The following is a 21,430-nucleotide window of genomic DNA, read 5'->3' as shown; positions in this document are numbered from 1 at the left end:
CGGTCAGGCCGAGGCGGCCTTTTTGCCCCTGGTGGCTCCGCCACGGCCACGCAGGGTCACACCGGATTCGCTGAGCATCCGGTGCACGAATCCGTAGGAGCGGCCGGTCTCTTCGGCCAGCGCCCGGATGCTCGCTCCGGAGTCGTACTTCTTCTTCAGGTCTGCCGCGAGCTTCTCGCGCGCGGCGCCGGTCACCCAGCTGCTCTTCTTCAGAGTCTCGACCACCTGTGCCTCCTGGAAAGTGTGCTCTGTACTGTCATTATTTCGCCTCCCGGCCTTCCTGGTCACCCATTCGGCGCGGTCCGTAGGACATCGTTTGCCGTCATGGCGCTGCATTGGCCTGCGGAATTGGAGGGGTCGCCCCCCGCGGTCCGGCTCGCGCATTCCGAGCGAGCAGGCAGGCCGAAAGGGGGCGGTATGTCGGCCCGCCTGTCCGGCCGTACGCAGGCGGGGCTTGGTGAACCAAGGATGCGAGGCCGGGGCAGCAGCCTGGGCATGCTGTTACCCCGGCGGTATCATACCGATAGGACATTCAGCCCCGGAAGGCGTGCTTGATCTTTTCCTTGACTTCCCGGAGGTTTCCCTTCACCTTGGCGCCTGCGCCCTCGGCCGCCGTCTGAGCGTTTCCCGCTGCGCGCCCGATCTCCTTCTTGACGGCGCCTGTGAGCTGCTCGACCTCGGCCTTCTCGGTTGCGCTAACGATATCTCCCTTGTGCAGGTTGCCGGATATGAACGCCGCTGCCCGCGACAGGCGGAGAATCGGGCGGCATGATCATTTCCGCTGATGCGAGTGTGCGTGAGGGCACAGAGTGCAGGCTGTCTGTCGCGAAGGGCGACCGTGCAGTTCGCCTGGTGCTCGCAGTGCCTCTCGCACTGTTCCTGATCGGGCCAGGATTTGCCGCCAAGGCACTCGGGGTGCGGCCATGATGTGGAGGCGGGTCGGTCGGCAGGTGATCCGGTCTGGTTTCCCGCGGGATCAGCCGGCCGAGGCCGTCAAGACGGGTTCGCGGACGATGAGCTCAGAAGCGCTCGCCATCACCATGGCTTGGACTTCCAGTCCGGGTGCCCGGGCATGGGCGGAGTCTTGGCGTCGTACAGCCAGCTCTTGACATACGGTGCGAGGTCGCGGCCTGAGACCTTGTCGGCGACGTCGATGTAATCCTGGGTCGACGTCGCCTTGTCGCGGTACCGGTCGAAAAAGCTCTGCTCGATGCGAGCGGAACGTCGAGTCACCGACCTGGTTGCGCAGACCGTGGAGCATCAGCGCGCCCGGAGCGTTTGTACGGAACATCACTGCGGAGGGGGACGTGAGTTTGCCGGCCGGGCCGCTCTCTTGGCGCTCCTTCGCATCGTGCTCGTACAGCGTCAGCGTCGTACCCGCCATCGCCGAGCTTCGGAAAGAGCCGGTCGCCGGCGCTCTCCGCTCCCACTCGGCCGGTGGGCTCACCGGCCTGGGTCGAGGGGGCCACGACGGCGGCCGCAACCGTTCCCGCGACGGCTGCTGCGGAAACGGTGAGAAGCACCTTTTTACGAGGTCTGCGCAACATATCAACGTCCTTGCTCTCGTCTCTTGCCGCGCCCCCTTGCACCGCAGCCCCGCCTCGGGGGCGCCGTAACAGAGGTGTGTCCGACATTACGAACTCAGGCCGCCCGTGTGATCAGCACACAGGCTGAATCGACGTCATACGACAGAGGTATGTGCCGCCCCCGCCTCCGACGGCAGATGGTGTGTCGAGTTGCTGGTGGACGCGGGAACGCGCTGGAGGTGGTCAGCTCTTGAGGATGGCCTGGATGTCGAGGTCGACCATGATTCTGTGCCCGACGGCCGCGATGCCGCGCGCGAGCATCTTCGGCCAGGTGACCGTGAAGTCGGCGCTGGGCAGCTCGGTGGTAGCGCGGCAAGCCGCGCGGTTCTCGCCCCCAGCCCGTGGCCCACTCCGAGGTACTCGGTATCGAGCGTGACCGTCCGCGTCACACCGTGCAGAGTCAGCCCACCCACCGGATATCGCCCGGCGATTGCCGCTCTTGTGCTCCATCGTCGGAAACCGCGCTACGTCCAGGAAGTCACTTGAGCGCACATGGTCGTCGCACATCTTGACTGCGGTGTCGATGGAGTACGCGTCGATTACGACGTGCAGGGCGCAGTCCTCCACTCGCTCGCCCATCCAGATCGCACCCACGAAGCTGTTGAATCTGCCGTGGACATGGGCGAGGCCGATGTGACGCGCGGCCCGAAGGAATCGGTGAGGACCTGGACGTTCATGCCGTGGCGTTTATCTTTCCCGGAGTAGCACGGGGTGGTGGCGGCAATGCGGTCGATCGGCAGCAAAATGCCGTCGAGGATGACGAACGCCTTCGCCCAAATCGTCTTCACCGCCTCGGCCAGGGACGGAGCGAGGGCGGTCAGGGCCTCGACGGCTTCACGTATGCAGCGGTACATGGTCGCGGCCCCGGAACTCGGCGAGTCACCGGCCACCGGTCAACTTCAGTGGCCAAGGACAGTCTGGCCTTGTTCCCGAGGATGAGACAGGGCCGGAACAGCGTGCAGAGCCGGAACTCATCACGGGATGTGGCCGCATTTCCGCGTACAGCGGAGGGGCCTCGCCATGCTGCGGTGAGGTCCTGCCCAAACGGCGGAAGCCAAGGTGCGTCCGTGGTCGGGCGTTGCCAGCCTGATTGCAGTAGCCACCCCTTGACCTGGAGAGACATTATGCGTCTGGGTACCGCTCTCGCCGCAGCAGCGCTCGCCTCCACTGCCGTACTCGGTAGTACTGGGCTGGCCGACGCCCAAGAAGTGGCCAACGACCCCGGCCCCAGCGCCGAATGCGCCCAGGACGTGGAAAATACCGCTGTGGCGCCAGGTCTTACCGGGACGGGCGTCCCGGACGTCCTCAATAGCGGAGACGGGACAGCCCCTAACTGCGACCAGGGAGACCCGCCGGCTCTGGACCTGCTCTGAAAGTCGGCCGACCCCGCGGAACAACAACTCGCCCCCATCAGGCGGCCCCGCCGGGAGGTTGGCACCCCGCCCTGGTCGGAGCCGTCCCCTTCCGGCCAGGGCGGGAAGTTGTTTGTTAGCCGGTCAACGACCACCACCCTTGGGGGCCTCCAGCCAGCGCACGGCGCTTCCCCTCGACCGCTACGGTCAGCTCGAAGGCTGGTTCCGTACTCGTCGCCCGGCGCCACGCCCCAGGCGGCGTGGGCGTCCACCGCGTACCAGGCGGTGCAGGCGGTCCCGCGGAGCGTGCGGGCGGGGACGAGGGCCGGCTGCGACCACCGGCGGGCGGCGTACTCGGAGAACGCGCACCACACGGCGCCGTCGTGGTCGGGCCAGGCCAGCAGCAGACGGTCGCCGCGCCCGGCCCCGGTCCGGCCGACCGCCGAGGGCCAGGAGCTGACCGCCGTGGCCGGCGCCCGCTGGACGTTGCGGTGGCTCCACGTCGCGCCGTCGGGTGGGGGGCACAGGCGGATCGCCCGGTCCTGCCCGGCGCCGGTGAAGGTCAGCCATACGCGGCGGGTGTGGGTGGTGGTGGCGCTGGGGCGGGAGGAGGTCATGGGCCAGCCGCCGAACATGGGCCAGCCGCCGAACAGCGTGTGAGCCGGGGGCCCGGAGCCCCCCGTCGAAGGCGGCGTGGAAGAGGCGTTCGTCCGCGTCTGGTCCGTTCCAGTACAGGTGCAGTCCGTGGAGGCCGGCCACGAGTGCGGGGGCATGGCTGGAGCGGGCGCCGGGCACCGCGCGCGGACCGCTCCAGCCGTGTCCGTCCCTCACCGCCCACCACAACGCCTGATCGCGTTCGTCCCGCCAGACCGGATACAGCAGGTCGCGCCGCCCCGCCAGCGCCGGGCGCTCCATCGACGCCGCGCCGAACACCCGCTGCTGCGGCGTCCCCTCGTCGTCCGCGGGCATTCCTGGAGCCGGCGGACGTGCCCCGTGCGGAGGAAGCATCACCACTTGGCCGATGACGCTGTGCAGCGGCGGAAGCCGTGCGAGTCCGGCGGCCACGATCGGCCGGTTGCGGCATCTGCCGGAGATGTCACCTCGGCCCAGCGTCGCGGTGCAGGTGCTCCACCTCGACGGGCACACGGCGTCCGCCTCACCCCTCTGTGCTTCCCGGAGGGCCGGCATCGCCCGCGGCGCGCATGCCCGTTTCAGTCGAGGGTGTGGTTGGCCAGGACGTGGTCGGCGGTCTGCAGGAGGGGCTGGTTGTGGCGGAAGGCGTGGGCCCGCAGGCGGGCCAGGGCGTCGTCGGTGCTGAGGCGGTGCTTCTCGGCGAGGATGCCGGCGGCCACGTGGACACTGGCGGGGTAGCCCTGCGGGCCGGGCCGGGGGAGGCGGAATTCGGCGGTCAGCAGGTGGGGGTGCTCGTCGAGGGTGAGCAGGGACAGGATGCGGGCGTAGGCGAGGGCGCGGGTCTTCTCGGCCGGGCTCAGAAGGCCGGGGGCGGTGCGGTAGAAGTCGACGGCGCCGAAGCGCAGCGCGCCGATGACCAGGGGAAGTGCGGTGACGCTGCGCATGTGCTGTTCGGCCGCGGTCTGGGTGAAGGCGGGCCACCGTTCGAAGGCGTGGTGCAGGTCGGCTTCTTCGACGAGGGTGCCGGTGACGTAGGCGTCGGTGCAGGGGCCTTCTCCGGAGACGAGCTGGGCGTCCTCCATGAGTTTGGCGCGTTCGTCGCTGGCATGGCCCAGCATGCGCAGGTCGTCGGCGACGACCAGGGTGATGCCCAGGCAGTCGGCGTTCACGTCGGCGGCGCACGCCTGACAGGCCGCCGCCAAGGTGACGTCGCCGCCGGCGGTGGCGGTGATGCGGTGCCAGACGTAACTGTGGTCGTCGTCATGCATAGGGCATCCCAACGGGTCGGGGATGGCGGGCTGCCGCACCGGCAGGGCTGTGCGGCCTGGCGCGTGCCGGTCAGGGCGGCGGGATCTCGCCGGTGTCGATGTCTGCGGTGGTCACCTGGCGGCACAGATCGGACAGCCGCAGGTGGTTCCTGCGGGCGTGCCGGCGCAGCGCGTCGAAGGCGTCGTCGAGGTTGGTGTCCCAGCGTTCGGCGAGGATGCCCTTGGCCTGTTCGATGACGATGCGGCTGGACAGGGCGGCCTGCAACTGGGCCCGTTCCTGGTTGCCGTGGGCGATGGTGCGGTGTTGCAGGATGGCGATGGTCGCCACGTCCGCCAGCGCCTGCGCCACACGCGCGTCGGCACGGGACAGGTCCTGCCGGCGGGTGTGGAAGAGGTTCATCGCTCCGACGGACCGCTCGCGCAGGCGCATCGGCAGCGCGTGGCTGACGGCGAAACCGGCCTGGCGGGCCTGCTCGGCGAACTGCGGGAAGCTGTCGGTCTGTTCGGGCGAGGCGAGATCGACGTTGAGCCGGGCGACGTGGTCGCGGTGGCATTCCACGCACGGCCCCTCCTCGTGCTGCAGCGCGAAGAGTTCCAGCAGGCGGGCGTGCTCGTCCGAGGCGGCGATCAACTGCAGCCGGCCGCCCGGGTCGGCGAGCATGACGCCGACCGCCGACACGTCGAGCAGCTCGGTGCAGCGGTCGCACAACGTGTGCAGGAATTCGATCAGGTCGAAGTCGTCGACCAGCGTATCGACGGCATCGAGAACGGCTGCCAGCAGGCGTTCCTCTCGATTCATGACTCTTTTCATCCCTTCACCGGTCGGACGCGCCCGGCCCGTCCTGATCATTGCGGAAGTGCACCCGCCGGGCCACCACGTCCTCGGCGACCTCCACCACCGTCCGGCCACGGGCGAAGGCGTAGGCCCGCAGCCGCATCAGCGCCTGGGCCAAGGTGGTCTTCGCCTGCACGCTGACCATCCCGGCTGCCTGATGCACCGCCGCCCGGTACAGCACCGAATCGTCTCTGGTGTCGGCGACGGCCCACTGCTGACCGCCGTCCGCCAGTACGGCGGTCAGCGCCCCCGCCACCAGCCAAGCATCGGCCCGCTCCGTCTCCCTCAGCGGGCCCGGGGCCGTACGCTGCAGGGTCAGCGTGCCCAGACAGGCCCCGCCGAGCAGCAGCGGGAAACAGAACACCGCCCCCACGCCCAGCTCGATGGCCTCGGGCAGCAGCGCCGGCCACCGGCCGGCCGCGACGTGCGCCAGGTCGGGCTCGGCCACCGGCGCGCACATGACGGCCGCCTCCAGAGCAGGGCCCTGGCCGAGGGTGTACTGCAGGTCCTCCAGCCGGGCGCTGGTCCCAGCGGTGGACCACACCAGCTCCCCCAGTTCGCCGGTCACCGGCACCGAGACGGCGACGCCGTCGACTCCGAGCACCTGCGCGCACCGGACCGCGTCTACGCCGATCAGCTCTTCTCCACCGGACGAGGCGCGAAGGTCCCCCAGCACAGCAGCCAAGTCGCCCTTGGATGCCATGCCCGTCACCTCCCGTACCGTTCCGGTCCACGGCTCCTCCAGCTTAGTGTTTCCGCCGCCCGCACAACCACCGCCCGACGGCGCGCGGAATGCGGCGCGGCTTCCCGCCCCCAGGGCGCACGACGGGCGTAAGCTGGGGAGGCGAGGCCGCCCGAACGGATAGTTTCGGGTTGTCTGCACGACACCTGGCCCAGACCCGTCCGGGCGGCATCGGTGAATGCCCACAGATCGGGTCACCACAATGCGCGCACACAGGGCATGGAGCCCTCCGTCGGTAGCGAGCCTGCCGTGACAGTTCCCCGGGCCGAAGCCGTCGTCCTCGCCGCCCGCCACCTGAACGAACCGGCCCCGGCCCGCAGCCTCGTCACGGCGTGCCGCACCGCGCTCGACCGGTCCTGCTCGGTGGGGCTGGCCCTGGCCGTGAACGCCGCACAGGCCCAGCGGGTGACCCTGGCGGCCGCCGGGCCCCTGGCCGCCCCGGGCGAAGCCCTTCAGCTCGACCTCGGGGAAGGCCCGTGCATCCAGGCCCTGGACCAGCACCCCCCCGTCCTCGTCGCCGACCTGCACCACACCGACACCGCCCGCCGGTGGCCCGTCTACGCCGAACGCGCCCTCGCCTGCGGCATCCAGGCGGTCTTCGCCTTCCCGGTCCTGCACGGCCTCCCCGGCACCGGCCGGGCCGGGCTCATCCTGACCGTCTACCGCAACCGGCCCGGCCCGCTGTCCGACGCACAGCGGGACACCGCCCATACCCACGCCCACGCCGCCGACCTGCTCCTGCTGACCGCCCTCGCCTCGGCCGAGGACGACACCACCGATGCCTGGTTCCTGCCGTCCGACGCGGTGATCCACCAGGCCATCGGCAAGATCAGCTACCGCCACTCCGTCACCATCGACCAGGCCCTGGCCCTGCTGCGCGCTCACGCCCACACCCACGACATCAGCCTGACCGACCTCGCCCGGGCCATCGTGCACGACGGTCTGACCCTGCCCGACCTGCCCCGCCCGCCCGCCCCCGGACACCACTGACCCTCCACATCCCCGGCGACCACACCCAAGCTCATGGGAGCGCGGAGGACACAGCCTCGGCGGGCGACAGCTTGCCGCGGACCCGGGACCCGGCCGGGGACGCAGGTCGTCAGCGGCTGATGACGACGAACCGTCCGGCGATCGTCGACCAGGACGGGCCCGACGTGGGTCCGGGCGGCAGTCGCGCCCCCGCCGCGCATCCCGTGGAGCAGCCCGTCCGCTCGCGTGGTCTTCTAGGCGGATCCGGCGGAGTCGTCGTAGGTGATCAGGTCTCCCGGCTGACACCGCAGGACCTCGCAGATCCTCGCCAGGGTCGAGAAACGGATCGCCTTGGCCCGCCCGTTCTTCAATACGGACAGGTTGACGACGGTGATGCCCACCTGCTCGGACAGTTGGGTCAGTGTCATACCGCGCTGGACGAGAACGCGGTCGAGGTGGATCCGGATCGCCTGGAGTTCCTCATCGGGCATCAGATGGTCCCTTCGAGGTCCTCTCGCATGCGCACGCCCTCACGCATGATCTTCCCCATGATCACTGCGGCGAGACCGGCCAGGACGAGCACCAGCGGCCCGGAGACGGTCGGCCCGGAACCCACGATCGGCGCCATGCTCCCGACGAGCCAGGACTCCGACCAGCCGGCGACGAGCCCGGCCAGCAAGGTGCCCCCGGTGACGAACCAGCCGAGCGCGGAGAGACGCTGCGACACCGTGTGAGTGAACGGCCCCTGCCCCAGGACGGACTTCAGCAGCCGGGAGAAGAGCAGCAGCGCGACGGACGCGAACAGCGGCCAGGGCAGTTGCCTGCCGAGGTCGGCGGCGCGCTGAACTGCGGAGGGGCTGCTCTGGCACAATCGCGTGGCGCTGCTGGACGCCTTCACGCCTTCGCTGATCGGCAGGCTGCCGTCCAGTGAGGCATTGGCCCAGAAGCCCGTCTGCACACAGACCGCCCCGTCGTCGAGCAGGTGTGTCACCCCCGTGCCGAGGAAGACAAGTCCCCAAAGCACCGCCAACACAAAGGTCCCCGAAGCCAGAGTCCTCGTCAGTCGCGTGTTCATCGCACCCCTACCTATCGACTTTCGATAGGTAGAACACTAGGGGAGCATATCGATATTCGACAAGTTCCTGGCTGCCGACGACACGGACCCGGCAGGCAGAACGACCGACTGACGCGCACGCAGGCCGGATACGCGTCCACCCCACCCGGCTCCCGCCTCGTCCCCCGCAACCGGCGTGACGGCCCCTGGAGCGCGGGACCCAGGTTGCGACGAGTACGGCGAGGATGGTCTTTCCGCCACCAGGGTCAGCGAGGACGGCCAGCCCCTCGGCCAGTCGGGCGGTGACCCCGGCATGGAAGACGCCGACCGGTTCCCACCCGTGGCGCCGCCTCCTTGCAGTAGCCGTAGCCCGCGTCGGCGGCCACCCGGCCGGACTACTGCCGCAGCGCCGGGACACTCCGCCGAGCCGTCACCAGGAGCACCGTTGCGTTACCGGCGCACGGCTGCGGCCGCGCGCACTTCGGCGAGGGCCTGCCGTGCCAGCGGGCCGAAGCCCTCGCTGCTGCCGGTGTCGATCCACCGCTCAAAGGCGATCTCCCAGGCGAGCGCGCCCAGTTGCGCGGCCACGCGCGCGGTCAGGCGCGGGGCTCCGCGCCGATGGAGAGCCTCGATCAGCGAGGCGGTGAGGTCGAGCCTCTTCAGGGCTTCGCGTTCACGCAGCTCCGTATTGGCGTTCAGCACGGCCTGGCGCCGGCGGCTGAACTCGCGGCGGTCGGCGGTGAAGAACGTCCGGCCGAGCGCGTCGAGGGCGTCCGCCACCGCGTCGAGCGGCCCGGCCTCCGGCGGCGCCGAGGCGAGCCCTTCGACGAGCGACCCGGTCACCGCGCCCTTGTCGAAGAGCACCTCGCGCTTGTCCGGGAAGTGCCGGAAGAACGTGCTCTTGGTGAGCCCCGCGCGCGCCGCGATCTCGGTCACGGTCGTGTTCTCGTAGCCGTGCTCCTCGAAGAGGTCGAGGGCGGCGGCGGCGAGTCGTCCTGGTGCGTCGGGTTGCCAGCGAGCCATGGGAGCAGTCTACGGGACTTGGTCCCATCACTGCTGTAGGGTCGATGAGACCAAGTCCCATCACTGGCCGAGAGAGGTCACCGATGAGTAAAGCTGTCCGTTACCGGCGCTTCGGCGGTCCCGAAGTACTCGAACTGCAGGAGATACCCGAGCCGCACGCCGCACCGGACGAGGTGCGCGTCCGGGTCACGGCCGCCGGGCTGAATCCGATGGACTGGCAAATCACCACACAGCCCGACATGGCGGCGCGGTTCGGCATCACCTTGCCGGCCGGGTTCGGCAGCGACTTCGCCGGAGTGGTGGACGAGGTGGGCGCCGACGCCACGGGATTCGCGGCCGGCGACCGGGTGTTCGGAGCTGCGATCGGCCGGTCCGTCGCCGATTTCGTACTGGTCAAGACACCTACGGCAACGCTGTGGCCCACCCCGGAGGGCATCGGCGACGAGGTGGCGGGCACGCTTCCGGTGTCCGGCCTGACGGCCTCCGCCGCGCTCGCCGCGATCGGGCTCCGCACCGGGGACACCGTCCTGATCGGTGGGGCGGCGGGTGGCGTGGGCATCTTCGCCGTGCAGTTGGCGAAGCTCGCGGGCGCCCGGGTGCTCGGCACCGCCTCCGAGGGCACGTTCGAGTTCCTGCGCGGGCTCGGCGCCGAGCCCGTGGCGTACGGCCCCGGCCTGGCGGACCGGGTGCGGGCCCTGGCGCCCGAGGGGATCACCGCCGCGACCGACCTGTTCGGAAGGGAGACGGCCGAGACCGCGCTGAAGCTCGGCGTGGCACCCGAGCGGATCTCCGTCGTGGCCGACGGCCCCGCCCCGCCGCCCGGTGTACGCAAGGCCGGCGCCCTCGATGCGGGTCCGGGTGCCCTGGAACGGATCGTCGACGCGATCCGCTCCGGCGAGATCACGGTGCCGATCGCGGCGACCTTCCCGGTCGAGCAGATTCGCGAAGCCGTGACGACGCAGGCCGAGAGGCATGTTCACGGCAAAATCGTGATCGCCCTGTGAACCGGCACGGGGTGGACTCAGCGGTCGGGACGAATGCGGCGCCCACATCTGGAGGTTGATCTCACCGGTGGCGCGGGCGAGGACGTCGAGCTGGGCGGGGCCGGGGTTGCTGGGCGGCCACCGATGGGGTGGACACGACGCGTGCGTCAGTGGCCCGGGGTGACCTGCTGGTCGACGCGCAGGGTCAGCTTCAGCGCGTCCAGGGCGCTGGCCGGGGTGATGCGGTTGTCCGCCTCGCCGCGCAGGACGGCCAGGACGTGGTCGATCATCGCGGTGTACTGGTCGGCCGGGGGCAGTTCCACCTCGTGGGCGCCGTCGTTGGTGTAGGCGGTCAGGGTGGCGGTGGGTTTGCCGTCGTAGCCCATGGTGCCCACCGATTCCAGGACGCCGTCGGTGAAGGCGGCGGTGTAGCCGCCGCGCCCGCCCCACGGCATCGGCCGCAGGGAGGAGACCGAGCTGCGGGCGATCGCCCCGTCGAAGGTCATGACCGCCTCGACCGCGCCGGCGTCCGCGTCCCGTTCGACCGCGGTGACGTGGACCTGCCGAGGTATGCCGAGGGCGCGGGTGATCAGGTCGAGGTCGCTGTGCATGGCCTCCATCGGCAACACCTTCGCCCCCAGGGACGCGCCGGGCCACAGCGGCGCCATCGCCGACCAGCAGGTCAGTTCCCGCAGCCGGCCGTAGGTGTTCTCGCGTACGGCGTCGGCGAGGGCCTGGTTGGCGGGGAGGAACCGCTCGAACATGTCCACGAACACGTGTCGGTCGCCGGCCTCGGCGGCGGCCACCAGCCGTCGGCCCTCCTCCAGGGTGGCGGCCATGGGCAGTTCACTCAGGACGTGCTTGCCCGCTTCCAGGGCACGGAGCGCCATCGGGGTGTGCAGCGCGATGGGCAGGCACAGGTCGACCAGGTCGAAGGAGGCGTCGGTGAAGGCGGCCTCCGGGTCGGTGGAGGCGGTGAAGCCGAACCGGCCGGCCACCTCGGCGGTCTTGGCCGCGTCGCGGCCGAACATCACCACGTCCACGTCGTCGCGGGCCGCGTAGACCGCGGCGTGCGCCTGGCCGAAGTTGGTCCCCAGCAGTGCGATCTTCATGTGTCTTCCTTCCGGATGAGAGCGAGGCGGTGCGGCCGCGGCCGGTGCCGCGGCCGTGGGCCTGGAAAAGGTGTGCTGGTGCGGTCAGGAGGGCTGGGCCTGGCTGATGCACACGGGCTGGCCGGAGGGGTCCAGCAGGACCGTCCAGTGGTCGCCGGGCTGGAAGTCGGGCCTGGTGGCCCCGAGTTCCAGCAGCCGCTTCTCGGCGGCGGCCACATCGGGAAAGGCCAGGTCCATGTGGAAGGGCAGCTCCTGCTCGGGCCAGGTGGGCGCGGTGAAGGAGCTGGAGGTCCAGAAGACGTACATCGCGTTGCCGACGGTGACGGGGAACGCGACCTCGTTGCCGTGCTCGTCGGGGTAGGGCTGTCCGACCTCGCTGCCCAGCGCGGCGGCGTAGAACTCGGCGAGCCGGCGGCCGTCGTCGGCCCAGATCGCGTACGAGATCACCGAGCCGCTGAGAGTACCGGTGGAGTGGGTGGTGCTCATGGGGGATACATCCTTTCCGTGTTCCCGCGGCCGCCGGGTGTCGGGCCGCGGAGCGTGCAGTCGACGTCGGCGGACCGGGCGGCGCGGGGGGGGCGCCGGCTGCGGTCCGCTTCCCCGCAGGGGTCAGGCGTCGGCGGTCCGGGCGGGCGAGGAGAACAGCCCGAATCGGTTGCCGCGCGGGTCGCGGAGGCGGCAGAAGGCCGGTCCGTCGGGGTTGGTGTCGGGCCCGTACTCGACGCGGGCGCCCGCCTGCTCCGCCACGGCGGTGGTGACGGCGACGTCGGGGACCAGGAAGCAGGGCATCATGTAGTCGGCCCCGGCCCCCTCGGCGCTGCCGCCGCTGTGGTCCCACAGGCCGCCGGACGGCCACTCGGCTCCGGGGCCGAAGATGCTGAAGTACGGCTTGCCGCCGGCCGTCTCGTCCTTCTCGATGCGCCAGCCGAACGCGGCGGCGTAGAAGTCGGTGGTGGCCTGAAGGTCGGTGGTGCCGATCTCGAACCAGGCCATCGCGCCGGGCTGCGGCACGGTCGCGGCCTGCTGCATGTGCTCCTCGGTCGCCTGCGCCCGCTCGGCGAGCCGGGCCGACTCGCCGCGGGAGAACAGGGACAAGACGTTGCCGCGCGGATCCTTCAGACGGGCGAAGACCGTCACGTCCGCCACCTGGGTGGCCGGCACCACGACCGTGGCGCCCAGCCGGGTGAGCTGGTCCACGTCCGCGGGGACGTCGGCGGACAGGACCGAGAGATTGATCGCCTCGCCACCGGTGTCGCCCTGCTGGACGGCGCCCATCGGCCAGGGTGCGCCCGGGGCGAAAACGCGGGTGTAGGTGCGGCCGTCGACCGAGGAGTCCGGGTCGGCTTCGAAGCTCCAGCCCAGCAGCGGGCCGTAGAAGCCGGTGACGGCATCGGGATCAGTGGTGCCGATCTCGAACCAGACCACCTGGCCGGGAGACAGGAAACCCATGATGAGAAGGCCTTTCGCGGGTGCGGTACGGGGTGGCGAGGGAGCGGGAACGGCTGTGGTGTCGAGCCTGGTCCACCACGGCCGGCGCCGCCCGTCTGCGCGGTTCGACCGCTTTCGAGGGTGTTCGGAGGGGTTTGTTCTCGGGTATGCCCTCACGCTAGGAGGCTTTTAGGACACCTCACGTCCGTAAAGGGCGCCATTCTGGAAAACATGACGAGCGACCTTCCCGCACGGATGCTGCGCCTGCTGTCCCTGCTGCAGACGCGCCGCGAATGGTCCGGCACCGAACTCGCCGAGCGCCTCGGCGTCACCACCCGCACCATCCGCCGCGACATCGACCGCCTTCGCGAGCTCGGCTACCCCGTCGAAGGCACCACCGGCCACGCCGGCGGCTACCGCCTGGCCTCCGGCACCGCCATGCCGCCCCTCCTGCTCGACGACGACGAAGCCACCGCCACGGCCGTCGCCCTGCGCACCGCCGCCGGCCACCTCACCGGCATGGAGGAAACCGCCCTGCGCGCCCTGGCCAAACTCGAACAGGTCCTGCCCCACCGGCTGCGCACCCAGGTCGCCGCCCTGCACCAGGCCACCGCCACCATCGACTGGAGGCAGCACGTCCCGCGCACCGACCCCGCGGTCCTGGCCCTGCTGGCCGCCGCCTGCCGCGACCACGAGACCGTCACCTTCGACTACACCACCCGCGGCGGCGCACAGGCCCCCCGTCGCGTCGAACCCCACCACCTCATCGCCTCCGGCGGCCTGTGGTACCTCCTCGCCCGAGACACCGGCAAGGATGACTGGCGCATCTACCGCCTCGACCGCGTCGCCCGCCTCTCCCCCACCCGGCACCACTTCGTCCCGCGCCCGGTACCGGGTGACGACCCCGCCGCCTACGTCGCCGACAAGATCGCCACCGCCCCCGTCCGCTACCGTGCGACAGCCACCGTCCACGCCTCCGCCGAGACCGTCCGCCGCCGCACCTGGGCGCTGGCCGGCCGCATCCGGCCCCTCGACGAGAAAAGCTGCACCGTCGACTGTTCCAGCGACCACCTGACCGGCGTCGCCCAGACCCTCGCTGCGCTCGACACCGACTACACCCTCGACGCCGGCCCCGACGTCACCGCGTATCTGCGCGAGACGGCCGAACGCACGACTCGCGCCCTGATCGACTGAACGGGCGCGGGAACCCTCGCGGTGTGTGCCGGCCCGGAGGTTTTTGGGCCGCGCGGGTGAAGGCAGGCATAGCAGGTGCTCAGCGGGGGAGGATGGCGGCGTCAACGTGGGGAGAGTCATGATTCCGCCGCCTCAGTTCCCGGCCGCCGGTACGGGCGCGGTACGTGGTCCTGGCGTCCAGGGCGAACTGATTCCGCCGTCCGGCACCGACGGCCCGGTGCGGCCGGACCTCGCGGAAGTGGTCCGAGTCGCCCGGCGGATGCGCGAGCGCTCACAGCAGCAGCGAGCCGATGCCCGACGGATGCGGCGCGACCTGCGCATCCTGCTCGCCCGAGGCACCACTCCCACCGCACGTGACCGCCTGTGAGTCCCACCGGTATCGGCTCCTCGTACGGGGCAGCCGCCAGCGCCGGGTCACCGGGGTAGCGGGAGCACCTCGGTGAGGAGGCGGGACCAGCCAGATCCGGGGGGCAAGTCCTGGACGGATCAGAACGGTCGAACGCGCCACTCAATGGCCGCAACCGGGCAGCCGGGCATTCGCCGTCTGCACGGGTCAGCGCCTCACAGCTACCCGTCTGGGCAGGCCACGGAGCCGCCCGGTACACCTGAGGGGCGGGCGTCAGGAGGCGGCCCTGCACCTCACCGGCCGCTGAACAGAAACCGTACGTAGCGCGCGTAGGTCAGCCCGCTCTGCCGGCTTCGGGCCGCCTCCAGGGCGACGGTGAGGGGCCCCGTGAAGGGCGCTGCTCTGCTGGATTTCAGCGGTACGACGGCTGAACTCCTGGCGTTGTCGGCGGGCCCTGTCCCCGGCGGTGGTGTTCTCCCTGGCGAGTTGTTCGCGTCCCTCCTCCAGGCGCTTCTTCGCCTGCGTGCGGGCAGTGTCGGCTTCGGACTCGACGGCGGTGCGCCGGGTCGTGAGCCGGTCCCGGCGGTGGGCGATGTTCTGCTCGACCGGCTGCTGCTCTGCCGAGCTGAGGGTGGTCGGCTGCCGGGCCACGGCGGAAGCGATCACTTCTCGGCGCCAGGCGACCAAGGCGGCGGCCTTGGCCTCGCCGATGCCGCGGACGTCGGCGCGGTGGCCGCCAGGCAGGACGAGTACGGCTCCCGTGCTGTTGTAGGAGCTGTTCTGTACGGTGCGGTAGCCGGTGAAGTCGGCTGCCGTCCGGATGCCGTGCTCATCGGCGAGACGGGCGACGAGCTTCGGGCCGACACCGTGCGGCGGTGACTGTGCGACGAGCCGCCGGGCGAGCTGGGCCTGGACGTACGCGGACTGCTTGTCGGCCAGGGCCTCGGCCAGGGCCCTGCGGCGTTCCTCCGAGAGGCCGTCGATCTTCTTGGCGATGTCACGGAGCTTGCGTGTCCTGCGCTGCTCGGTGTCCTTGAGCGCGGCGTGGTACTGGGCGGTGAGCTCGTCCTGGGCCCGTGGGTAGGCAGCCTGGCGGTGTGTTTCCGCTGCTTCGAACTTCGTCCGTTCCTTGCGCAGCTTCGCGGCGGCTTTCACCGGGTCCCCGACCTGGGCCAGTTGCTTCGTCAGGGCGGCCAGGTCGGCCCGTGACCGGACCCGTTCGGTACGGCGGCTCCGGGCGAACGCGGTGGCTGTGGCGGCGAGGGCCAGCGGGGCGACGAGAACGGGGGAGGCCGCCGGAGATCCGGCGAGAGGCAGGACGAGAGGCAGGAGGAGCGTCGCCATGAGGGCGAGGCACCACAGCACGACTGCGACGACGTCTAGCGCCGTGCGGGTGTGGAAACCGTCCGGCGAGGCCGTGACGGGAGTGGCCGGTGTGGTCGCGGGCTGTTCCGCGAGGTGCCCGGACATCCAGCCGGGCAGTCCGCCGGCGCCCGGAGCGGTCGGGCCCGCGGCCGGCGGCGTGGGGCTCGCCGTGGCGGAGGTCCGCGGTCCCGGTACGGCCCGGGCCAGTGGGGGAAGCAACTCCAGCGGCTGGAAGGCCAGCGATCTCACCTGCTCCGCGAGGTCGCTCACCGTCCGGTCCGTGTGGGCGAGCAGTGTCCGCAGGCCGGTGGAGCCGGCCGGGCTCGTGAAGTCTTCCTCGGTGAGGAGCAGGAACTCACCGCTCGGCTCGTGCAGCCGGTTCCACAGGGCGGGATCGGCGGCGATCGCCTTGAGCGACAGGAAGATGACCCAGGCGGAGAACCGGTCCAGCTCCGCGCCGAAGTCGTCGCTCCCGCGCAGCGGCGACTGGTAGTTGCGGTGGCCCCGTTCGGTGCCGCCCAGGCCGGCCAGGGCGGGGACGTACATGCCGTCGTAGTCGACGAGACGGAAGGTGCCGTCGCTCGCGACCAGCAGGTTGCCGTGCTGGAGATCGCCGTGGGCGATGCCGTGGGCCGACAGGTCCCGGGTCAGCGCCTCGAACCGGTCCGCCAGCCCGCTGACGGCCGACCGGTCGGCGTGGTGGGCGTCGAGCCAGGCGGACAGCGTCACGGCGTCGATCCAGTCCATCTTGAGGACGGGGTAGAGGTCGTTACCGACGCGAACGGCGTCGGTAAGGTACTCGAAGCCGAGTTTCCACGGCTGGGAGAGCCCGGCCGGGTCCAGCAGCGCGAGCCGGGAGCTGATCGCCTCGTACCGCTGCTCCTGGTCCGGGACGTGGCGGGTGAAGCACTTGACGGCGTACCGCTGCCCCGAGGCGGCGGACGTCAGCGAGAAGACGCTCGCGAAAGCGCCGGACACGGCACGCGGCAGGCCGAGTCCGGTCAGTTCGGCGCGGGCGCCCTTCAGTTCGGGGTGCTGGAAGCACAGCCGTGTGTGCTGCAAGGCCTCCGCGTAGGCGGCACCGCTGGGGAACTGCCGCTGCGGGCCGGTGGGCGAACCCACTGTCACCTCCCTTCGAAATCGATCCGTACGACGGCCACGTCGTCGTTGCGCAACTGCCGGCGTTCTCTGAGGCCGTCCAGCCAGGTGCGGAAGGCGTCCAGGTCGTCGGGGCCGGAGAAGTCCAGCAGTTCGCGTACGGCGCTGTCCTGGTCGGCGGCCGTCAGGAACCAGGCGGCCAGTGCGTCGGTCATCAGGAACAGCCGGTCGCCGGGCTCGCACCGCCCTCGGGCGAACCGGGCGCGGCGGGCCAGCAGTCCGGCGTCGTGGTTGCGGCTGCCGAACAGATCGGGCGCGGTACCGAATTCCTCGGGCGTCGCTACGGGGAACGCCTGGAGCAGCCGATCGTCCCGTAGCTGGAACAGGCAGCTGTCGCCCAGGGCGGCGGCCCGCCAGCGCCAGGCCGCCGGCTCGCACGCGTCGGGGCCGGGGGTGAGGGCCGGGCCAGGGCCGGGCTCGGGGTCGATCCGTACGGTGAGCAGGGTCGCGTACGCGCCGGCGGCGAGCTTGGTGTGCTCGTACCATTTCAGCGGGCGTCCGTCCGCGACGCGCGCCCGCGTGTAGGCCGCGAGCCAGGGCTCCCACCGTGCCACGGCCGACGACGCGAACCTCTCGAACGCGGCGCCACCCGCCAGCAGTTCGGGGCACTCCATGGCCTGCTCGGCCGCCGCGCGGGACAGCAGCCGGGCCCAGTCCTTGGCCAGGGCGCTCTCCGTCGCCCCGTCGCAGACGCCGGCGGTGAGCGGTCCGCGCAGCATGTCGTCGTGCGCACAGCCCGGGAGCACCGCGACCGCGTCCTCGCATTCCGCTTCCGTGCTCCCGTACTTGGGAGTCACGAGGTGCGTGACGTACACGCAGGAGAGCGACGTGGTCACCGCAGCTCGGTGGCGCGGGTGCCGATGTCGAGGAACTGGACGACCGAGGTGATGTCCGCGTTGTAGACGAAGCCGCGGGTGGTCTCGCTGACCCGCTGGCCCTGCGAAGCGGCGTACGCGCGCATGTGGCCGGGCAGCGGGCTCGACATGGCGAAGAGGGTGCGGGCGTAGCTGTCGGGGAGCCCGTCGGCCGTGTCGGGGAAGGCGGTGGGTGTTCCGCCCGCGGCGGAGACGTGCAGGTTGAACAGCAGAGCGGCGCCGTCGGCCGTGGCGTGCGAGGTGACGGCCTCGGCGGCCGCGCTGGGCTCACCGTCGGTCGACTCGCCGTCCGTGAGGTTGATGACGATCGGCGGGAATCCGGCCGGGTGGCGCTCGGTCCAGTCGGCCACGAGGTTCGCGGCGTACCGCAGGGCCCGGTTCATCGGCGTACCGCCGCTGGCGACGGGGTCCATCCACAGCGGGAAGCTGACCGTCGTCTCGACCAGGCCGCCCGCGCCGTCGGGCACCCGCTTGCTGCGTTCGTCGATCCGGGCCGGGTGGTCCGCCACCTCGCTGAGGGGAACGATGTCCCGGCCCGCGAGCGAGCCGGCGAACGCCGAGCCGACGGTGGCGCCGTAGCCGATGACGGCGACGTGGAAGTAGTCCCGCACACCTTCTTCCTTGGCGCACTTGACCGACAGTTCGGTGAGGAGCCGGTTGATGGCGTCGGCGACGACATCGGCCTTCTGCTGCGGGATTTCCCCGCCGATGGGATCGCTCATCGAGGTCGACTGGTCGACGAGGAAGATGATGCTCGTCGGATTGCTGCGGCTGATCTCGGCCGTGTACGGCACGGTGCGCTCCCGGCGGGTGGCGAAGGCGAGGAAGACAAGGGGGTTGTCGGGAGGAAGCCGCCGGGAGGAGGTGGTCGGAAGGAACGTTCACGGCGCGGTGACGTCCCGGTCCCGGAACGGCGCATGCCGAGGACGCGGGCCCCTGTCAGGCCCCGCTCCCACGAGGTGCCGCTTCTGCGAGATCCCCCCCACGAGACCCCCCGATGGCATCGTAGTACCGGCGCTTCGGCGTACGGGAGGGAACGGCCGAAGTGGGGCCCGCTGGCGGAGGGCTGGCCGCAGCCGTGCCGCATGGGGGCGGGGGGGGCATACTGCCGTCGGCCACGCCGATCACCTCGCGTTGCCCGCCCACGCGCCACCACGCGCTTCCAAGCGCGGAAAGGACCACCTCGTGCTCGCATCCCTCCCCCTCGCCTGGCTGTTACTCATGGCGGCCGTGGCGACCTTTGTCTTCTCTTTCGCGATGGCCGCGTGGATACCCGGGCGCAAGGGGAGAGTTGTGTTCCCTCTCGTCTCCCTCGCCTGCTGTCTCGGCATGGTGCTGGTCGGGCAGTTCCAGTATCAGCACTGGTCCCCGCGGCACATGCTGGTGCTGTACTCGTTCGCCTGGGTCGGCATCACGATCGGTCTGTTCCCGTCGCGGAAACTCATGTACCGCTACGCCGAGGAGATCAGCCGGGGCGTGAAGCGGGAGAAGTACCCGTTCCCCGCGCGCTACCTGGTGGCCGCCGTCGCCTCTGTCGTCGTCATGAGCTTTCTGGCGTACGGCCTGACGCGGTAGCTCCGCGGGGCGGACGGGCGCGGGCAGCCGTTCAGCGGACGAGGCGGAAGAGTTCGTACAGGTCGTCGGTGGTGCGCGCCGCCGCCAGCATGCGGCGGAAGCCCGGGTGGGCGGTGTGGCGGGCGAGGACGGAGTAGGCCCGTACGCAGCCGGCGTCGCGGAGCTTGCGGGGGGCCGCGAGAAGGAAGACGTCGCGGACCGGGCGGTCGTCGGCGCCGTGCCAGCCGAGTTCGGCCGGTACCCGCGCGAAGGCGGCCGCCGGGCCGTTGACCGCCCGGCTCCGGGCGGCCAGCAGGGCGATGCCGTGGAAGCCGTTGGCGCCCTGTGCCATGCGCAGGCGTACCGCGCGGACGAAGGCGCGGACGTCGCCGAGGGCGCCCGCGGCGTGCAGGCCGCCGGCCAGGGCTTCGAGGAGTTCGTCCCGGGTGGCGGCCTGTGCGCGGGGGTGGATGTGCTGCTTGTCCAGGTAGTCGGCGAGGCTGCCGGTGCCGCCGGCCACCGTACGGGCGCGGGTCATGCCTCGGCCGGCTCCGGTTCGGGAGCGGTCGTCGTCGTGCGGGCCGGGCGGAGGATTCCGGCGGAGAACACCGCTGCCACGCAGAAGGCGACGGGCAGGAAAAAGGCCAGGTTCAGGGGCACCAGGTGGGTGAGCGGTCCGATGATGGCGGGGCCCGCCAGCATTCCGACGTATCCCATGCCCGCCACGCGGGACACATTCGCGCCGGACGACGCCGGGTCGACATTGCCCGCCGCGGTGAAGAACTGCGGAATGCACCCGGACAGGCCGATACCGAAAAGGGTCCAGCCGAGAAGGGCCAGGGGCACCCAGGGGGAGAGCGAGGCGAGGGCCAGGCCGAGGGCCGCGAGGCCGGCTCCGTACCGTACGACGAAGACCCGGCCGAAGCGGGCGACCACCCGGTCGGTGACGAACCGGCCCACGGTCATGGCGGTGGAGAATCCGCCGTACGCCAGGGCCGCGGTCGCGGCGGGAGCGTCGAGCACGTCCTTGAGGTGCAGCACACTCCAGTCGTTCGCCACGCCTTCGCACAGCATGAGCATGAAGGCGAGCAGGCCCAGCGCCCAGACCTGGGACGGGGTACGGCGCCTGGCGGCCGGGACCGGGGCCTGCGAGGTGCCGGGTTCCGCCGTCTTCGGGCCGGTCGGAGCCGGTGCGGGCTTCTCCGGGGGCAGCATGCCGGGCACCAGCGCGAGTGTGATCAGTACGCCGGCCACCGCCACGACGGCGAGGGTGAGGGAGGGCTGCCAGTCCCAACTGATGGTGCGGGCGCCGATCAGGGCGGCGATGACACCGCCGACCGAGAACACCGCGTGAAAGGCCGACATGACGGGACGGCCGTAACCGCGCTCCACCTGAACAGCCTGTGTGTTCATACTGACGTCCAGGCAGCCGTTGCCGAAGCCGAGCGCCAGCAGGGCCGCCGCCAGGGTCCACGGCGAGTCCGCCAGGCCGGGCAGCAGGACCGTGGCGCTGCACAGGGTGCCGCCGGCCAGCACGACGGTGCGGCTGCCGAACCGGTCGGCCAGCGCCCCGCAGATCTGCATCCCCGCGAAGGCGCCGCCGCCCAGGAAGAGCAGCAGCCAGCCCAGGACGGCATGGGTGATGCCGACCCGGTGCTCGATCGCGGGGATGTGCACGATCCACATCCCCATGACGAAACCGTTGAGCGCGAAAGCCAGGAAGGTGCAGGCGCGCGCCGTACGCAAGCGCCGCGACGGCGGCGACCCGGTGGTGGGGGCAGTCGATTCACTCATCACGGCTGACCATAACGCACACCGAGTATGTGCGTAAGGGGTTTCGGTGACTTCCGGCACGTTCTCGGCCGGGGTGGGGCGGCGACGCCGGACGGCTCTGCGGTGGCGGCCGGTCGTCGTCCAACTGAGCACCCATGCGTCGGAGTTGACGGTCGAGCC

At 71.0% G+C, this 21,430-nt stretch carries 23 protein-coding genes and 1 pseudogene; 6 read left to right on the top strand and 18 right to left on the bottom strand.

The window, feature by feature from the left end; translation table 11 throughout:
- Positions 1–3 precede the first annotated feature (3 nt).
- The 4 genes and pseudogenes from AB0A97_RS19645 to AB0A97_RS19630 form a co-directional block, all read right to left on the bottom strand.
- Positions 4–225, bottom strand: coding sequence for a helix-turn-helix domain-containing protein (locus tag AB0A97_RS19645; RefSeq protein WP_361151313.1), 222 nt, complete (start codon positions 223–225; stop codon positions 4–6).
- Positions 226–1,035: 810 nt separating this feature from the next.
- Entirely contained in the window at positions 1,036–1,233 is a 198-nt protein-coding gene (locus AB0A97_RS19640; RefSeq protein WP_361151311.1) for a hypothetical protein, read from the bottom strand.
- A 536-nt stretch (positions 1,234–1,769) separates the two neighbouring features.
- Positions 1,770–2,180 (bottom strand): YceI family protein, encoded by a 411-nt coding sequence (locus AB0A97_RS19635; protein WP_361151309.1) that lies wholly within the window; start codon positions 2,178–2,180, stop codon positions 1,770–1,772.
- Between the two features lie 26 nt (positions 2,181–2,206).
- A pseudogene (locus AB0A97_RS19630) lies at positions 2,207–2,452 on the bottom strand (IS5/IS1182 family transposase); the annotation flags it as partial.
- 792 nt (positions 2,453–3,244) lie between these two features.
- Here AB0A97_RS19630 and AB0A97_RS19625 point away from each other — a divergent pair.
- Positions 3,245–3,598: a hypothetical protein gene (locus AB0A97_RS19625; RefSeq protein ID WP_361151306.1), complete on the top strand. Its 354-nt coding sequence runs from the start codon at positions 3,245–3,247 to the stop codon at positions 3,596–3,598.
- A 551-nt stretch (positions 3,599–4,149) separates the two neighbouring features.
- Here AB0A97_RS19625 and AB0A97_RS19620 read toward each other — a convergent pair.
- The 3 genes from AB0A97_RS19620 to AB0A97_RS19610 form a co-directional block, all read right to left on the bottom strand.
- Positions 4,150–4,839 (bottom strand): GAF and ANTAR domain-containing protein, encoded by a 690-nt coding sequence (locus AB0A97_RS19620; RefSeq protein ID WP_361151303.1) that lies wholly within the window; start codon positions 4,837–4,839, stop codon positions 4,150–4,152.
- Positions 4,840–4,909: 70 nt separating this feature from the next.
- Positions 4,910–5,638 carry a GAF and ANTAR domain-containing protein gene (locus tag AB0A97_RS19615; RefSeq protein WP_361151301.1) on the bottom strand — a complete coding sequence of 243 codons (729 nt, stop codon included), beginning with the start codon at positions 5,636–5,638 and terminating at the stop codon, positions 4,910–4,912.
- Between the two features lie 16 nt (positions 5,639–5,654).
- Positions 5,655–6,377 (bottom strand): GAF domain-containing protein, encoded by a 723-nt coding sequence (locus tag AB0A97_RS19610; RefSeq protein WP_361151299.1) that lies wholly within the window; start codon positions 6,375–6,377, stop codon positions 5,655–5,657.
- A gap of 288 nt (positions 6,378–6,665) precedes the next feature.
- Between AB0A97_RS19610 and AB0A97_RS19605 the strand changes: the two genes are divergently transcribed.
- Positions 6,666–7,406 carry a GAF and ANTAR domain-containing protein gene (locus AB0A97_RS19605; protein WP_361151297.1) on the top strand — a complete coding sequence of 247 codons (741 nt, stop codon included), beginning with the start codon at positions 6,666–6,668 and terminating at the stop codon, positions 7,404–7,406.
- Between the two features lie 233 nt (positions 7,407–7,639).
- On the opposite strand, the gene AB0A97_RS19600 is transcribed toward AB0A97_RS19605, so the two are convergent.
- From AB0A97_RS19600 to AB0A97_RS19590, 3 genes are all read right to left on the bottom strand, one after another.
- Positions 7,640–7,876 (bottom strand): helix-turn-helix transcriptional regulator, encoded by a 237-nt coding sequence (locus AB0A97_RS19600; RefSeq protein WP_361151295.1) that lies wholly within the window; start codon positions 7,874–7,876, stop codon positions 7,640–7,642.
- A complete protein-coding gene (locus AB0A97_RS19595) occupies positions 7,876–8,409 on the bottom strand; it encodes a DUF2975 domain-containing protein (protein ID WP_361151293.1) in 534 nt (177 codons plus the stop codon). Before AB0A97_RS19595 ends, AB0A97_RS19600 begins: the two co-directional genes overlap by 1 nt.
- A 480-nt stretch (positions 8,410–8,889) precedes the next feature.
- Positions 8,890–9,462, bottom strand: coding sequence for a helix-turn-helix domain-containing protein (locus AB0A97_RS19590; protein ID WP_361151290.1), 573 nt, complete (start codon positions 9,460–9,462; stop codon positions 8,890–8,892).
- Positions 9,463–9,545: 83 nt separating this feature from the next.
- On the opposite strand from AB0A97_RS19590, the gene AB0A97_RS19585 reads away from it, so the two are divergent.
- Positions 9,546–10,466 (top strand): NADP-dependent oxidoreductase, encoded by a 921-nt coding sequence (locus tag AB0A97_RS19585; RefSeq protein ID WP_361151288.1) that lies wholly within the window; start codon positions 9,546–9,548, stop codon positions 10,464–10,466.
- Positions 10,467–10,612: 146 nt separating this feature from the next.
- On the opposite strand, the gene AB0A97_RS19580 is transcribed toward AB0A97_RS19585, so the two are convergent.
- The 3 genes from AB0A97_RS19580 to AB0A97_RS19570 form a co-directional block, all read right to left on the bottom strand.
- On the bottom strand, positions 10,613–11,557 hold the full coding sequence (locus tag AB0A97_RS19580; protein WP_361151285.1) for a Gfo/Idh/MocA family oxidoreductase: 945 nt from the start codon (positions 11,555–11,557) through the stop codon (positions 10,613–10,615).
- Between the two features lie 84 nt (positions 11,558–11,641).
- A complete protein-coding gene (locus AB0A97_RS19575) occupies positions 11,642–12,043 on the bottom strand; it encodes a VOC family protein (protein WP_361151283.1) in 402 nt (133 codons plus the stop codon).
- A 123-nt stretch (positions 12,044–12,166) separates the two neighbouring features.
- On the bottom strand, positions 12,167–13,006 hold the full coding sequence (locus AB0A97_RS19570; protein WP_361151281.1) for a VOC family protein: 840 nt from the start codon (positions 13,004–13,006) through the stop codon (positions 12,167–12,169).
- 210 nt (positions 13,007–13,216) lie between these two features.
- Here AB0A97_RS19570 and AB0A97_RS19565 point away from each other — a divergent pair, with 210 nt between their 5' ends.
- The gene (locus AB0A97_RS19565; protein ID WP_361151279.1) at positions 13,217–14,179 is read left to right on the top strand and encodes a WYL domain-containing protein; all 963 of its coding nucleotides are present in this window, start codon (positions 13,217–13,219) and stop codon (positions 14,177–14,179) included.
- Positions 14,180–14,297: 118 nt separating this feature from the next.
- Complete coding sequence (locus AB0A97_RS19560; RefSeq protein ID WP_361151277.1) at positions 14,298–14,546, top strand: hypothetical protein; 249 nt, start codon at positions 14,298–14,300, stop codon at positions 14,544–14,546.
- Between the two features lie 252 nt (positions 14,547–14,798).
- On the opposite strand, the gene AB0A97_RS19555 is transcribed toward AB0A97_RS19560, so the two are convergent.
- Genes AB0A97_RS19555 through AB0A97_RS19545 form a run of 3 tightly spaced genes read right to left on the bottom strand, consistent with a single transcriptional unit; the run spans position 14,799 to position 18,717 of the window.
- Positions 14,799–17,012, bottom strand: coding sequence for a hypothetical protein (locus AB0A97_RS19555; protein ID WP_361151274.1), 2,214 nt, complete (start codon positions 17,010–17,012; stop codon positions 14,799–14,801).
- Positions 17,013–17,014: 2 nt separating this feature from the next.
- Positions 17,015–17,884, bottom strand: a complete 870-nt coding sequence (locus AB0A97_RS19550) for a hypothetical protein (protein WP_361151271.1) — start codon at positions 17,882–17,884, stop codon at positions 17,015–17,017.
- Positions 17,881–18,717: a vWA domain-containing protein gene (locus AB0A97_RS19545; RefSeq protein WP_361151268.1), complete on the bottom strand. Its 837-nt coding sequence runs from the start codon at positions 18,715–18,717 to the stop codon at positions 17,881–17,883. The genes AB0A97_RS19550 and AB0A97_RS19545 overlap by 4 nt, the downstream gene beginning before the upstream one ends.
- Positions 18,718–19,108: 391 nt before the next feature.
- Here AB0A97_RS19545 and AB0A97_RS19540 point away from each other — a divergent pair, with 391 nt between their 5' ends.
- Entirely contained in the window at positions 19,109–19,498 is a 390-nt protein-coding gene (locus AB0A97_RS19540; protein WP_361151266.1) for a hypothetical protein, read from the top strand.
- Positions 19,499–19,529: 31 nt separating this feature from the next.
- Here AB0A97_RS19540 and AB0A97_RS19535 read toward each other — a convergent pair whose 3' ends face one another.
- Positions 19,530–20,015, bottom strand: a complete 486-nt coding sequence (locus AB0A97_RS19535) for a PTS sugar transporter subunit IIA (protein WP_361151263.1) — start codon at positions 20,013–20,015, stop codon at positions 19,530–19,532.
- Positions 20,012–21,271 (bottom strand): MFS transporter, encoded by a 1,260-nt coding sequence (locus tag AB0A97_RS19530; RefSeq protein WP_361151260.1) that lies wholly within the window; start codon positions 21,269–21,271, stop codon positions 20,012–20,014. The genes AB0A97_RS19535 and AB0A97_RS19530 overlap by 4 nt, the downstream gene beginning before the upstream one ends.
- Between the last annotated feature and the right edge of the window lie 159 nt (positions 21,272–21,430).

Origin of the sequence: Streptomyces sp. NPDC045470, from assembly GCF_040646595.1 — a bacterium.
Taxonomy (GTDB): domain Bacteria; phylum Actinomycetota; class Actinomycetes; order Streptomycetales; family Streptomycetaceae; genus Streptomyces.
The sequence above is the reverse complement of the archived record's forward strand: the minus strand, read 5'-3'. Positions and strand labels throughout refer to the sequence as shown.